The following is an 11,808-nucleotide window of genomic DNA, read 5'->3' as shown; positions in this document are numbered from 1 at the left end:
CTGGCTCCGGCCGGCCGACCCTGCTGCCTGCGAGCGTGGCCGACCGCTCGGGATGCCGGTGGCGTTCTTCCATATCGCCGTTCCCGCGCGCCTCGTCGGCGTCGACGAGGGCGGCCAGGGCCTGGGTGGCGGCCGCCGTCCGCCGTACGGTAGCCCGTAGCCCGTAGCCCGTAGCCCGTAGCCCGCAGCCCGTAGCCCGCAGCCCGTGGCGCGGCTCGCACAAAGTTTCCGTACGGTCCTCGGGGGCGAGTAGGAACCGCGCAGAGAGTGCAGTTCACGGCAGGCCATCGCCCGCCGCCGCGCGTCACTGTCCAGCGGGAAGTGGCCGGCCAGATGCCCGTCGTCCGGTACGGCGGTGAGCGTGCCGAAGTTGCGGTGTTGAAGCCGCTTCGCGGCCCGCTCGGTCCCGGCCACCCAGGCGTCCTCGACCCTGGTGCGGTGCACATGTTTGGCAAGCCCGGCTTGGGGAGTTGCGCAATGCTCCCGTGTCCGCGGGGTCAGTGTTCCGTGGAACATGCATGGTCACAGCCATGCCGACGAGGCAGCTCAAGGCGCCGATGAATGTCGAAGCGGTCGACGGCGGCAGGCTCCTCACATAGCGCGCAGGCCCCGGTCGGCGAAGGCGATCAGCCACTTGAAGCTCTCGTCGATGCCGGCGCTCCACTGGAAGGCGTTCGCCACCTGCAAGGTGGCGAAGCCGTGGCAGAGGCTGCGGAGCGTGCGCAGGGCGTGGTCCACGTCGGGCTCTGCGATCTCGTAGCCGCGCAGGACCGCCGTGAACGCGGCGAGCAGCCGCTGACCCGCGGTGGCCAGCGGATCGTCCGGGCCGAGCGGTTCCACGCCGATCGTCGCGGCGTACCGGCCGGGGTGTTCCAGGACGAAGGCACGGAAGGCGCACGCCGCGGCCGCTAGGGCGTCGCGACCCGCGTACCCCTGGACCGCGCCGCCGACAGCGTCGGCAGCCTCGTTCAACGCCAGGGCCGCGATACGCCGGTTGAGGTCCTCCTGGCCGCCCACGTGCTTGTACAGGGACGGGGTACGCACGCCCACCCGCTCGGCCAGCAAACCCATCGTCAGGTTGGCGAGGCCCACCTCGTCGGCGAGGGCAGCACCGGCCGCGACCACGGCTGCCGGGTCCAGGCCGACTCTAGGCACGAGCGGCGTCCGACCGGAGGAAGGCGAGCATGAGCGAAACCACCTGGTCGGGGAACTGGTCATGCGGGTAGTGCCCAGCGCCCTCGATCATCTCAAGGCGACCGAGGCCGGTCGGCAGGGCATCAACGATCGCCGACCCCTCGGCGTGCGGGTCGGCCCAGTCGGGATCGAGCGTGCCCATCACGACCAGTACCGGGCAGCGGACGTTGCCGAGTTGCGCGCCGGCGTCGGTCGGGGCGCTGCGGCCCATGCTCTGCATGGCCTTCATCCGGCCCGGCTCCTGCAGCAGGGAGTCGATGCGGCCGAGCCGCTCGGCCCAGTCGGCCGGTTTCACGCCGGGGTAGGCCACGTCGAGGTACGAGCGCCAGAGCGGCAGGCTGCCGAACGCGCCCGTGCCGAGCAGCCGTAGCATGCCCTGCCGGAATCGCTTTACCCGCAGGTCGCCAAAGCGGATCGACTGCTTGCGGGTGAATGGCGCCAACTCGACAACCCCGGTGATCAGCGAGGGCTCTTGCGCCGCGGCGATGGTGGCGGCGCCGCCGGAGATCGAGTGGCCGACGAGCACGGCCGGGCCGCCCAGGTGGCGGATCACGGCGAGCAGGTCGCCGGCGATGGCGGTGCGGCTCCAGGCCGGCCAGTCGACGCTGGACTCGCCGCAGCCGCGCAGATCGACCGCGGCGACGCGATGGCCCGCAGCCACCAGAGGCGGGATCACGGCACGGTACGCGGCGTGGCTGTCGCCCATGCCGTGCGCGAGAACGATCAGCGGGCCGGATCCCTCCACCTCGTAGGCGATCATGCCGCCGTCGACCGCAAGGTACTCGCTCATGACATCCCTCGAATCTGGCTAACCCTGTTAGCTGGAAGCTAACGTCATTAACCAAGCCCGTCAACGACGAAGTCCCCGGCACGGCCAGGAGAAACGACGAAGCGCCGCGGAAGGGGGCAGGCCCGGGTCAGGATCGAGGAGCCCCCTCCGTGTGGCGTCGGCACCGGGAGGAGCGCAATAACACCCGGCACGTGGGGAACGGGACCGGCTTGTGAGCCGGTGGGCAGTGTCGTCCGGTCTTTCCAGGGTGACGCCGGTCGTCGGCAGGGCAATGTTCCGGCGGGGCGCGGTCACATAACAGGTGGGGGTTCGAGTGGGCGAGATACGGCATGAGATAGCAGAGGAGACCAGCAGGCTCCAGGCCGGCATCACCTCTGTGCTTCGAGAGCTGGACGGTCTGCCGCAGGACGACCCGCGGCACGAGGCGCTGTTCGCGCAGCTGGTCGAGGCCGGTTCCGCGCTGTTGGCGTACGAAGCCTCGCTGCCGACGAAGCTGGAGGCGCCGCAGCGCAACGTCAGCAAGAGCGCCCTGGCGTGGGCGTCCAGCGTGCATGTGGCCGGGGCCGTGCTGCTTGCCCTGGCCCCGCTGACCGGCTGGATCAGCTGGTGGTGGCTGCTGGCCGGCTTCCAGGCGCTGGGCGGCGTCCTGATCGGCGCCAGCCATTGCAAACCGGGTGACTCGGAGAACACATACACCCGCCTCAACGGGAAGCCGAACGCGCAGGCGTGGGGCCAGCTGCACCCGCGACTCACCCGCCGGGCGGCCTGGTTTGACCACGAAGGTCCGCTGCCGATCAACGAAGGCACCGTCGTCCGCCTGTTCGTGGAGAAGCTGCCCAGCGGCGGGGTGAACAATCCCGTTTGGCTGTGGTGGTCAGGCACCGGCGCCACCGAGATGGACGTCGACCGCTGCCGGCAGTCCTTCCTCCGCCGCTTCGGCATCGAGCACACGTTTCGCTTGTTCAAGCAGACGCTCGGGTGGACCAAACCTCGGTCCGGCTTGAAGAACCGCTGCCCGGTACCCCGTCATGTCGTGGGCCGGATCCTCGCCACTGGTGAGGCATACAGCCGTCCAACCCACCACCAAAAGGGAACGAGGCCCAGACACGTCAGTCAGGACTGACGCGGCAATGCAGCAGACGGATCTCGACCGTCCAGCACATCGACCCACGTGACTACAGACCGAGACGGATCAACACCCAGCAGGAACACCGTTTCCTGTTCACGCTCCAGCTCGATGACCCACGGCGATGGCGTCCCCTCTGGAGCGGTCAGCACGTAGTCGCGGCAGATCCCGTGAAAGGGAAGGCTCGAGATCGAGTCCGCGATCGGGTCTCCCGGGTGTGAGTCCCGCAGCAGGGCGCCTATCTCGCCAACAAGATCAGGGCAGACATCAGCCAGGCGCAACGGGCTCTTCTCGGAACTCTTGCGGGACGTCACGCCCCGAAGCATGTCAGGTCCCCCCAGCCCACCGGCTCGACCGAAGCGGCAGCGCGCACGTTAAACGACAAGCTGAGTGCCTGTTTGCGGTCCTCGGAGCGTGCGTGAGCGGTGCTTCCAGCGTTGGTGTCGGACCGCGGTGGTGGCTCTGGCCGCGTCAGCATGATGCCGGTGGCCGTGACGCGTACACGCGTAGCAAAGAGCGCGTAGCGCGTCACGGCCACCGGCATGCTGTGTCGCCGGAAAGGCGCGGCCCGGCTATGCGGCTTGGGTGAGTTCGGCGCGGCCGAACAGCAGCGCGTAGCCGGAGGGGAGCTGGCGCAGGATGCGGGTCAGCAGGTCGGGGCCGACGTAGGCCGCGACGGCGGAGAAGACGGATCCGGTGTCCCAGCGGGTGGTGGCCAGGGAGGCGCCGGTGCGGGCGGCGAGGTCCTTGACGAAGGCCCAGCCGCCCAGCGGCTGGGTGTCGGGGATCTGGGCGGTGAGGATGCACGCGGCTTCGACGGGGAGGCGGGCGGCCAGTTCGACGCGTTCGTCGCCGGTCAGCTGGCGTCCCAGTCCCGAAAGGACGAGGCGGACGGCTTCCTCGGCCTTCTCCCGGGTGGGGTAGGCGCCGTCGTAGCGGACCTTTTCCAGCATGTGCTCGTATGCCCTGCTGTAAGGCTGCTGGAGCGGTGCGCTGTGGTCGGACATCACTGCGGTGGTTGCCTTTCTGTCACCAGGTCGTGGTGGCCGGTGTGCGGTCACCGGGGGTGGGTGGTCAGGTGGGCTGGGGGCGGCCGAAGAGGAGGTCGTAGCCTGCGGGGAGCTGGAGCAGGATCTGTTTGAGAAGGTCGTCGCCGGTGGCGTCGGCGACCGTGGAAAGGACGGCGCTGACATCCCAGGTCGCGGTCTGTTCGGTCGCGCCCTCGATCCAGGCAGCAGTCGCGCGCACGAAACGCTCCGGGGACAGCGGCTCGGCGCTCTGCAACGGGTTGAGCAGGATCAGGGCGAAGTCCTCCGGCAGACGCGCCGCCAACTGGGCGCGTACCTCGCCGACCAGGTGTGCGCCCAGCAGGGCGAGCACCACGCGGGCCGCGCGTTCGGCTTCCTGCGGGGTTTTGTACTCGCCGCGTTCCTTCACATGGTCGAGGAACGCTTCCCGTCGCACCGTCATGTCGGCCGTCACCTCTTCCTCGGTCCACGGAGGCGCGGAGGACAGGCCCCGGGGGAGATCAGGTACCCGTCCTCCGTCGCTGTTCAGCCCTCATCGGGTCCGGCTCAGCCGGAGATCTCCTTGCGGCCCGATCCGACCCCGATGTCGATCTTGCGGGGCTTGGCGCGCTCGGCGATCGGGATGCGCAGGGTGAGCACGCCCGCGTCGTAGTCGGCCTGGATGTGCTCGGTGTCCAGCGTGTCGGCCAGCACGATCTGGCGGGAGAAGACGCCCAGTGGCCGCTCCGACAGGTCCATCTGCACGTCGTCGGCCTTCGTCGCGGGCCGGCGCTCGGCCTTGACGGTAAGCATGTTGCGTTCGACGTCGATGTCGATCGCGTCCGTGCTGACGCCGGGAATGTCGAAGGCCACCACGTACTGATCGCCCTCGCGGTAGGCGTCCATCGGCACCGGGGACGGCCTGGACCAGGTGCCCGGTCCCATCAGCTGCTGGGCGAGCCGGTCCAGCTCACGGAAGGGGTCGGTGCGCATCAACATGGTGAAACACCTCCAGGAAGGTCCGGGCAGTTGCTGCCAATGCGCTTCGCTGAAACCGTTGTAACATGTCATCCGATGGATGACAAACACGTGGCGTCATCCAGAGGATGACAACTCGAGGGAGGTGCCTATGACCCCGGCCGACCAGCCGTCATCGTCCAGCGCCCAACCACACAGCCCGGCGTCGTTCCTCGCCGCCGCGGCGGCCCTGCACGCCATAGACGACGCGCTGCATGCTGCCCGGCACGAGGACCCCGGGACTGCCGAGACCCACGACGTCGGCCCGGAGCAGGCCCTGGCCTCGCTTCTGCTGCTACGGCAGGTCCGCGAGCGGCTCGCCGGATGGGAGACCGGCCTGATCGAAACCGCCCGTGACGCAGGCGCCAGCTGGGCCGACCTCGCCCACCCCCTCGGCGTCGCCAGCCGCCAGGCCGCCGAGCGCCGCTACCTGCGCGGCCGTCCCGGGCCCGCAGGAACCACCGGTGAACAGCGCGTCCAGGCCACCCGTGAACGCCGCGCCGCCGAACGCACCACCGCCGCCTGGGCCCGCCGCAACGCAGCCGACCTGCGCCGCATCGCCGGTCAGATCACCGCCCTCACCGACCTGCCCGCCGCGGCCCGCACCCCGCTCAGCCAACTCCACGCGGCCCTCGCCCACGACGACCCCGCCGACCTTATCCACCCCCTCAACACCACCCGCCCCCACCTCACCCCCAACCATCCCGACCTCGCTGCCCGGCTCGATGCTCTGACGGACCCCGACACGAACCCCGCGGCCGACGGGTGAGCCGACGGGGCACCAGGGTGACGGCGGCCCAGGTGATCGACGCTTCGCTCATCTCGGGCCGGCGTTCGTGGTCACGGCAGGGCCGGCGGGCCCTCATGATCCATGCCCAGTCCCGTTCAACCACCCATCAACTTCCCGGACATGTGCGAGGTGCTCTTCGGCGGGGGCACGGTGACCGGTCTGCTCGTCGAAGGGATCGCCTCGGCGCCGCCGGCGGCCGGGCCGCTGGACGCGGTGCCGGACGCCCTCGATGCGCTCGACGAGACGTTCCTCACCGCCGACCGCCGACCGCCGACCGCCGACCGCCGACCGCCGACCGCCGACCGCCGTGAGTTCAGCCGTCGACGCCAGGCCGTGCTGGAAGCCCGTACGGAACTGCGTGAACGCGAAGCCCTGAAAGTGGGCACGCTCGCCTGTGAGATCGCCTTCGACCAGTGGATCGGCACCGACAACAAGGAGGGCTCCGTCCCGCCGGCACGGCAAGCGCTCGCCGAAGTACGCGCGGCCGGGGCCGTGTGCTGAGGCGCCAGCGGACAGGCCGCGGCACCGAAAGCGGGCTCTGGCTGCCGACTGTCCGCAGCAGATTCTCAGCGGCCTCAAGGGGGCTGGCGGGGCAGCCCGCGGTGGCGCTACCGGGGGAGGAGGGCGCTGACCTTCTTGCCGCCGGACGGCCCGGGGGTGACCGTGGTGGTACGGGCGAGGCGGTTGACCAGGGGCCAGCCGAAGCCTCCGGTGCCGCCGTTCAGGTCGGGGGTGCGCAGGAGCGGCGCCTGCGGGCTGGGGTCGTGCACGGCCACCTCGATGCCGTCCGGGTGCGCGGTCAGCTCCAGGGTCCAGGTGCCGCCCGCGTGGCGCAGGGCGTTGGTGACGAGTTCGGAGACGACCAGGAGCACGGCGCCGGCGGCCTCGGACGTGGCCGGAGGCAGGAGGCCGTCCAGGAAGGCCCGGGCGTCCCGGCGGGCGTCGGCGGCGGAGTTCCCCGAGCGGGCTGGGGCGGCATCGATGCTCACCGTGTCCATCAGCTCACCTGGTCTCTGGATCGACAGGGTCTGGATCCTGCCTGTCCGGTGCGTGTGCCCGGTTTGCGGCCCGGTACTCCGGTGGTGCGGGCGGTGCGTCTGCCCCATCACTATTCGAAGCCGATTACCTCACCGTCGAACACGTAAAAATCTGTGTCGGCCGCAGTAGACATCGGGCTGTGGCGTGGCTATGGTTTCTTTCGTAACCCAGAGAGACCGCAGGGCCCTGGCAGAGACGAACTGCCGGGCAGCAAGACCCGCACATGCAGCATGCAGGACGGTGCGGCGGTGGAGTCCCGGAGCCACGGTTGCAGGATGGCGACGGGGCTGACGGCCGCACCGGGTGGCCCGCAGTGATCAGGGGCCGCCGTGAGCAAGACCCCGGTGAAGGCGTCGGCTGCAGGCGCGCGCACCGGAACGTAAGGCAGTGAGCCTCACGCCGCAGGACGGGCGACGGGGCCGGCTGCCGGAATGCGGCGCTGTCCCAGGCCGCTGAGCAGTTCGCAACACCAGCAGTTCGCAGTAGAGCAGTTGATCACGAGGGAAGGACGGAGGAGCGATCGCCATCAGGATCGCCCGGGCGCACGTGTGAGGCCCGGGTACCGCAGGACATCGATAGTGAGGTGGTCTCCGGTCAAGCAACCGCGATCCCCGCAGCCCCGGCAGTCTTTCGGCCGGGCCGGCGGACACAGAAGGCCGGCGCGTTATCAAGGCCGGCAGATGGTGTAGCAGTTCCTTCGGGGCCCGGGTGCCAGTACGGCATCCGGGCCCCTCGACGCGTTTCATGAGAGAGGTTCAATGACAGCAGACGACTCGTACGACCGGATCGACGACGAGGACTACCCCGCGTACACCATAGGGCGGGCCGCCGAGATGCTCGGCACCACTCAGGGATTCCTCCGCGCCATCGGCGAAGCGCGCCTGGTCACCCCGCTGCGCTCCACCGGCGGCCACCGCCGCTACTCCCGTTACCAGCTGCGCATCGCCGCTCGCGCCCGCGAGCTCGTGGACCAGGGCACTCCCATCGAGGCCGCCTGCCGCATCATCATCCTCGAAGACCAGCTCGAAGAAGCCCAGCGGATCAACGCCGAATACCGCCGCGCCGCCGAACGGCCGAACCCGCCGACCGAGCCCTGAGACGGGCGGGGCCGGGCGGTCTTCCGAAACTTCGTGACCGCCGCCCGCGCAGGCTGCCCGCAGCGCTGCATGTCATAAGCGCTTTCGCCCCGGCCGGGAGCCGCCTCACGCCACGGAGGATATACCCCGCCGTTCTCGTTCTCCCAAGGGTTCGTCCACGTCCCGCGAGCGCCGGGAACCCGTCGCAAGCCGTGGTCGCAAGCCGTGTGGGCCCGGCCGGAACGTTCCGGCCGGGCCCACACGCTGTCCTGGTACCGGCTCGTACCTGATTCCCCCGGTCAGGCAGGCAGGGGAGTGCCGAGCATCGCGGAAGCGTGCTGGAGCGGGCTGAGGACGGGTACGGGTGCGGCCTCGGAGAGCGTGTGGCAGGTGAAACCGAGCCGCGTCATGGCCCGGACGACTTCGCCGGCGGTGAAATCACGGCGGTCCTGGCCGGTGATGACCTGGCCGACTTGCTTGACGGGATAGCGGCGGCGGCCGATGGTCACGGATTCACCGGTGCCGGCTTCGGGCTTGACGCCCTTCATCGACTCCAGCACGCCGCTCTTGGTGAGCTCGAAGGGGAAACGGGCGATGACACAGCGCATGTGACCTCATAGGGAGAGGGGAGAACGGCCTGGCCGGGGCGAGACCGTTCGGCGGGAGGGGGCGAGGACGCCCGGAGCTTCGCCTTGCTCATCGATCACCGGCAGGCTACCGAGCCGACGGGTGCACATCGCGTGCTCGGCTTCGGCGGCCATCGCGGTCACGGTGCGGCGAACGGCGCGTGGACACCGAGGACGTCGCGCAGGCGGACGCGGTCCGTGTATGCGGAGCTGTTACGGACGGCAGTCAGTTCCCTCTGGGTGACCCGAGCGGTGCACTGGCTGTCCTGATCGCAGACGACCAGCCGGCCTGTGCGCGCGGCGGCCATGACGGACAGCGCCACCTCGACGCTCATGTCGTCCCAGACCTGCGGGCTCATGTCGTCCCAGACCTGCGGTCCGGCCGCATCCATGGCCTCAACCGCCTTCCTGTGAACGGGGTGGGCGTCCGCCGGGCGGGTCTGCATCTGAACCAGCTGAACCAGCGTCAAAAGGTGCCTCCTGCAGAGATGGGTCAGCTTCCTGACCGTGAAGGATTCAGGCCGCCGCATCGACGACAGACTTGCGTACGGGTGCACGCCGGGTCGCCGAAGCGGAGCGGCGCCGGCCCCGTGAGGAAGCGCCGCGCTGCGGGCGATCGGCCACCGGTGCGGTGATGACGACCGGGATGCCGGACGGGGCCTGAGCGCCGGTGATCCGGCTCAACGCCTCTTCGCCCGAGCGGATCTGGGTGGTCTGCGGCCGGATTCCTGCTTCCGACATCAGACGAACCATGCCGCGGCGCTGGCTCGGTGTGACGAGGGTGACGACGCTGCCGGACTCGCCGGCGCGGGCGGTCCGGCCACCGCGGTGGAGGTAGTCCTTGTGATCGGTCGGCGGGTCGACATTGACGACGAGGTCGAGGTTGTCGACGTGAATGCCGCGCGCCGCGACATTGGTCGCCACCAGCACGTTGACGTGCCCCGTCTTGAACTGCGCCAGCGTGCGGGTGCGCTGCGGCTGCGACTTGCCGCCGTGCAGCGCGGCGGCCCGTACCCCGCTGTTGAGCAGGTCCCGGGTGAGCCGGTCGACGGCGTGCTTGGTGTCCAGGAACATGATCACGCGGCCTTCGCGGGCGGCGATCTCCGTGGTGGCGGCGTGCTTGTCGGCGCCGTGAACGTGCAGGACGTGATGCTCCATCGTCGTGACCGCACCGGCCGACGGGTCGACCGAATGCACGACCGGGTCGGTGAGATAGCGGCGCACCAGCAGATCGACGTTGCGGTCCAAGGTGGCGGAGAACAGCATCCGCTGCCCCTCCGGACGCACCTGGTCGAGCAGCGCGGTGACCTGCGGCATGAACCCCATGTCAGCCATCTGGTCGGCCTCGTCCAGCACCGTGATGCCCACGTGGTCCAGCCGGCAGTTGCCACGGTCGATGAGGTCCTTGAGCCGGCCCGGGGTCGCGACGACGATCTCGGCCCCGTCCCGCAACACGCCGGCCTGCCTGCCGATCGACATGCCGCCCACCACCGTGGCCATCCGCAGCTGGACGCAGCGGGCGTACGGCGTGAGCGCATCCGTCACCTGCTGCGCCAGCTCGCGGGTCGGTACGAGGATCAGCCCCAGCGGCTGTCGGGACTCGGCACGCTGGCCGGCGGTGCGGGCGAGCAGCGCGAGGCCGAAGGCGAGGGTCTTGCCGGAACCGGTGCGCCCGCGGCCCAGTACGTCACGGCCCGCCAGGGAGTTCGGCAGCGTCGCGCCCTGGATGGGGAAGGGGGTGCGCACGCCCTGCCTGCCGAGTTCGGTCAGGAGCTGCTCGGGCATGCCGAGATCGGCGAAGCTGTCAACGGCGGGCAGCGCGGCAGTGATCGTCTTGGGCGGTGCGAACTCGCCCTGCACTGCGGCCGGGCGGCGGCCGTGACCGCCGGAACGGTTCGGCCCGCCGGAACGGCGCGGCGTCGAGTCGGAGCGGCCGGAGCTCTTTCCAGCGGCGGTACCGGCCCTGCGGGTGCGGTTAAAACGGTCGTTCGTGCGGGTGCGGTTCATGCGGAACCTTCCTCGATACGGCGCATATCAAGGAATCCCCGCAGCGATGGGCGCCATGGAATTTCAAGTATGGACCGATAGTAAAAACGCATCTGGCCGATGGGAAGACGCGCGGGCGCAGGTGCTGAAATAGGTGACGCGCCGGAATGCGTAAAAATCGGGCGCCGACTTCGGTAGCCTCCTTCAGGGCGCCTCTGCACCTCTGAACGGGGATCCATGCGTGGCGGGGCTACGGATACCTCCGCGTCGCCTCGCCGGTGATGCCGCTGTGAGAATTAAGTGCGACTGGGGCCCGCACCCCGAAGGATGCGGGCCCCAGCTGCAAAGTGTGCGTCAGTGTCAGGCCGGAACGATGTTCTCGGCCGTCGGGCCCTTCTGGCCCTGCGCGATGTCGAAGTTCACCTTCTGGCCTTCGAGCAGCTCACGGAAGCCCTGGGCGGCGATGTTCGAGTAGTGGGCGAACACGTCGGGGCCGCCACCGTCCTGCTCGATGAAGCCGAATCCCTTTTCCGAGTTGAACCACTTCACGGTGCCAGTAGCCATGCCATATCTCCTTCGGGGCAGTACATCGGCATCCGCACTGTGCGGACGCCGTGTCGCCGCAATGATTACCCCGCCCGGAAAATGACCGGCAATACAAAAATGCTCCCGCCGACTGGAGCCGAGCGGGGGCACTTGAAGTTCGGGAACCACAACTGCAACTGAGATCGACAGTAGCACGCCGCAACGGCCCCCGCCGCTTGAATAATCCCACTCCGCTCGCTACGGCAAGAACTCTCACTACACGGCCCGTCAAACTCTCACTTCGCGGGCGCAGATATTGGCCAACCCGGAGTACAACCTCCAGAAAAAGCGAAGATTGCAGCCGCGAGCGGGACTTGTAGGCTGCGCTGCCACCCGGCCCTCCGCTGGACCTCCACCAATCTGCGCTGCGTAAGCTCGTCGCCAGCTGTCCGGGAACGAAACCAGCGCCGATTCCAGGGGCCCGAGCCGGCTGCTGCACCGGTGACACAGGGCGCCTTCTGCGAACTACGTGTTCAGCCTGCTTGGGTTGCGCGAGGGGCGAGCGAAACCGCCTTTCGCGTCGGGCCGCTGACGGCTAGGGTTCCGGCGTAGCAGCGAGTCACCCACGAGGAG

Annotated in this window: 14 protein-coding genes and 1 pseudogene; 4 read left to right on the top strand and 11 right to left on the bottom strand. The window is 69.4% G+C overall.

Features of this window, described 5'->3' with window-relative positions; genetic code table 11:
• Positions 1-591: 591 nt before the first annotated feature.
• Together ACH4OW_RS34125 and ACH4OW_RS34120 are read right to left on the bottom strand one after the other, a co-directional pair.
• A complete protein-coding gene (locus ACH4OW_RS34125) occupies positions 592-1,125 on the bottom strand; it encodes a TetR/AcrR family transcriptional regulator (protein WP_360139940.1) in 534 nt (177 codons plus the stop codon).
• A gap of 22 nt (positions 1,126-1,147) precedes the next feature.
• The gene (locus ACH4OW_RS34120; RefSeq protein WP_398031877.1) at positions 1,148-1,984 is read right to left on the bottom strand and encodes an alpha/beta fold hydrolase; all 837 of its coding nucleotides are present in this window, start codon (positions 1,982-1,984) and stop codon (positions 1,148-1,150) included.
• Positions 1,985-2,672: 688 nt separating this feature from the next.
• On the opposite strand from ACH4OW_RS34120, the pseudogene ACH4OW_RS34115 reads away from it, so the two are divergent.
• Positions 2,673-3,107, top strand: a pseudogene (locus ACH4OW_RS34115) (hypothetical protein); the annotation flags it as partial.
• Here the strand turns inward: ACH4OW_RS34115 and ACH4OW_RS34110 are convergent.
• From ACH4OW_RS34110 to ACH4OW_RS34095, 4 genes are all read right to left on the bottom strand, one after another.
• Positions 3,098-3,424, bottom strand: coding sequence for a hypothetical protein (locus ACH4OW_RS34110; RefSeq protein WP_398031874.1), 327 nt, complete (start codon positions 3,422-3,424; stop codon positions 3,098-3,100). The pseudogene ACH4OW_RS34115 and the gene ACH4OW_RS34110 overlap by 10 nt on opposite strands.
• 258 nt (positions 3,425-3,682) lie before the next feature.
• Entirely contained in the window at positions 3,683-4,117 is a 435-nt protein-coding gene (locus ACH4OW_RS34105; RefSeq protein WP_398031872.1) for a DUF2267 domain-containing protein, read from the bottom strand.
• 67 nt (positions 4,118-4,184) lie between these two features.
• Positions 4,185-4,580 carry a DUF2267 domain-containing protein gene (locus ACH4OW_RS34100; protein ID WP_360139910.1) on the bottom strand — a complete coding sequence of 132 codons (396 nt, stop codon included), beginning with the start codon at positions 4,578-4,580 and terminating at the stop codon, positions 4,185-4,187.
• Positions 4,581-4,684: 104 nt separating this feature from the next.
• Positions 4,685-5,116, bottom strand: coding sequence for an Hsp20/alpha crystallin family protein (locus ACH4OW_RS34095; RefSeq protein WP_360139913.1), 432 nt, complete (start codon positions 5,114-5,116; stop codon positions 4,685-4,687).
• A gap of 130 nt (positions 5,117-5,246) precedes the next feature.
• Here ACH4OW_RS34095 and ACH4OW_RS34090 point away from each other — a divergent pair, with 130 nt between their 5' ends.
• Together ACH4OW_RS34090 and ACH4OW_RS34085 are read left to right on the top strand one after the other, a co-directional pair.
• Entirely contained in the window at positions 5,247-5,903 is a 657-nt protein-coding gene (locus ACH4OW_RS34090; RefSeq protein WP_398031868.1) for a type III effector protein, read from the top strand.
• A 102-nt stretch (positions 5,904-6,005) separates the two neighbouring features.
• The gene (locus tag ACH4OW_RS34085) at positions 6,006-6,425 is read left to right on the top strand and encodes a hypothetical protein (protein ID WP_398031865.1); all 420 of its coding nucleotides are present in this window, start codon (positions 6,006-6,008) and stop codon (positions 6,423-6,425) included.
• A gap of 107 nt (positions 6,426-6,532) precedes the next feature.
• On the opposite strand, the gene ACH4OW_RS34080 is transcribed toward ACH4OW_RS34085, so the two are convergent.
• A complete protein-coding gene (locus ACH4OW_RS34080) occupies positions 6,533-6,922 on the bottom strand; it encodes an ATP-binding protein (RefSeq protein WP_398031863.1) in 390 nt (129 codons plus the stop codon).
• A gap of 798 nt (positions 6,923-7,720) precedes the next feature.
• Between ACH4OW_RS34080 and ACH4OW_RS34075 the strand changes: the two genes are divergently transcribed.
• Positions 7,721-8,059, top strand: a complete 339-nt coding sequence (locus ACH4OW_RS34075; RefSeq protein WP_360139928.1) for a MerR family transcriptional regulator — start codon at positions 7,721-7,723, stop codon at positions 8,057-8,059.
• Positions 8,060-8,337: 278 nt separating this feature from the next.
• On the opposite strand, the gene ACH4OW_RS34070 is transcribed toward ACH4OW_RS34075, so the two are convergent.
• The 4 genes from ACH4OW_RS34070 to ACH4OW_RS34055 all read right to left on the bottom strand — a co-directional run bounded on the left by ACH4OW_RS34070 (position 8,338) and on the right by ACH4OW_RS34055 (position 11,214).
• Positions 8,338-8,646 (bottom strand): SCO5918 family protein, encoded by a 309-nt coding sequence (locus tag ACH4OW_RS34070; protein ID WP_398031861.1) that lies wholly within the window; start codon positions 8,644-8,646, stop codon positions 8,338-8,340.
• A 158-nt stretch (positions 8,647-8,804) separates the two neighbouring features.
• Positions 8,805-9,134, bottom strand: coding sequence for a CBS domain-containing protein (locus tag ACH4OW_RS34065; RefSeq protein ID WP_398031859.1), 330 nt, complete (start codon positions 9,132-9,134; stop codon positions 8,805-8,807).
• Positions 9,135-9,180: 46 nt separating this feature from the next.
• The gene (locus ACH4OW_RS34060) at positions 9,181-10,671 is read right to left on the bottom strand and encodes a DEAD/DEAH box helicase (RefSeq protein WP_398031856.1); all 1,491 of its coding nucleotides are present in this window, start codon (positions 10,669-10,671) and stop codon (positions 9,181-9,183) included.
• 339 nt (positions 10,672-11,010) lie between these two features.
• A complete protein-coding gene (locus ACH4OW_RS34055) occupies positions 11,011-11,214 on the bottom strand; it encodes a cold-shock protein (protein ID WP_003985808.1) in 204 nt (67 codons plus the stop codon).
• Between the last annotated feature and the right edge of the window lie 594 nt (positions 11,215-11,808).

This window comes from Streptomyces sp. NPDC017056, assembly GCF_044332485.1.
Taxonomy (GTDB): domain Bacteria; phylum Actinomycetota; class Actinomycetes; order Streptomycetales; family Streptomycetaceae; genus Streptomyces.
Note: the sequence above shows the minus strand (reverse complement) of the source record. Positions and strands in the feature narration are given on the sequence as shown.

Bases quoted from the DNA above. Each gene is read 5' to 3' on its own strand.
- ACH4OW_RS34120 (WP_398031877.1), bottom strand. From the start codon at position 1,984: ATGAGCGAGTACCTTGCGGTCGACGGCGGCATGATCGCCTACGAGGTG.
- ACH4OW_RS34105 (WP_398031872.1), bottom strand. From the start codon at position 4,117: ATGTCCGACCACAGCGCACCGCTCCAGCAGCCTTACAGCAGGGCATAC.
- ACH4OW_RS34100 (WP_360139910.1), bottom strand. From the start codon at position 4,580: ATGACGGTGCGACGGGAAGCGTTCCTCGACCATGTGAAGGAACGCGGC.
- ACH4OW_RS34095 (WP_360139913.1), bottom strand. From the start codon at position 5,116: ATGTTGATGCGCACCGACCCCTTCCGTGAGCTGGACCGGCTCGCCCAG.
- ACH4OW_RS34090 (WP_398031868.1), top strand. From the start codon at position 5,247: ATGACCCCGGCCGACCAGCCGTCATCGTCCAGCGCCCAACCACACAGC.
- ACH4OW_RS34085 (WP_398031865.1), top strand. From the start codon at position 6,006: ATGCCCAGTCCCGTTCAACCACCCATCAACTTCCCGGACATGTGCGAG.
- ACH4OW_RS34080 (WP_398031863.1), bottom strand. From the start codon at position 6,922: ATGGACACGGTGAGCATCGATGCCGCCCCAGCCCGCTCGGGGAACTCC.
- ACH4OW_RS34075 (WP_360139928.1), top strand. From the start codon at position 7,721: ATGACAGCAGACGACTCGTACGACCGGATCGACGACGAGGACTACCCC.
- ACH4OW_RS34070 (WP_398031861.1), bottom strand. From the start codon at position 8,646: ATGCGCTGTGTCATCGCCCGTTTCCCCTTCGAGCTCACCAAGAGCGGC.
- ACH4OW_RS34060 (WP_398031856.1), bottom strand. From the start codon at position 10,671: ATGAACCGCACCCGCACGAACGACCGTTTTAACCGCACCCGCAGGGCC.
- ACH4OW_RS34055 (WP_003985808.1), bottom strand. From the start codon at position 11,214: ATGGCTACTGGCACCGTGAAGTGGTTCAACTCGGAAAAGGGATTCGGC.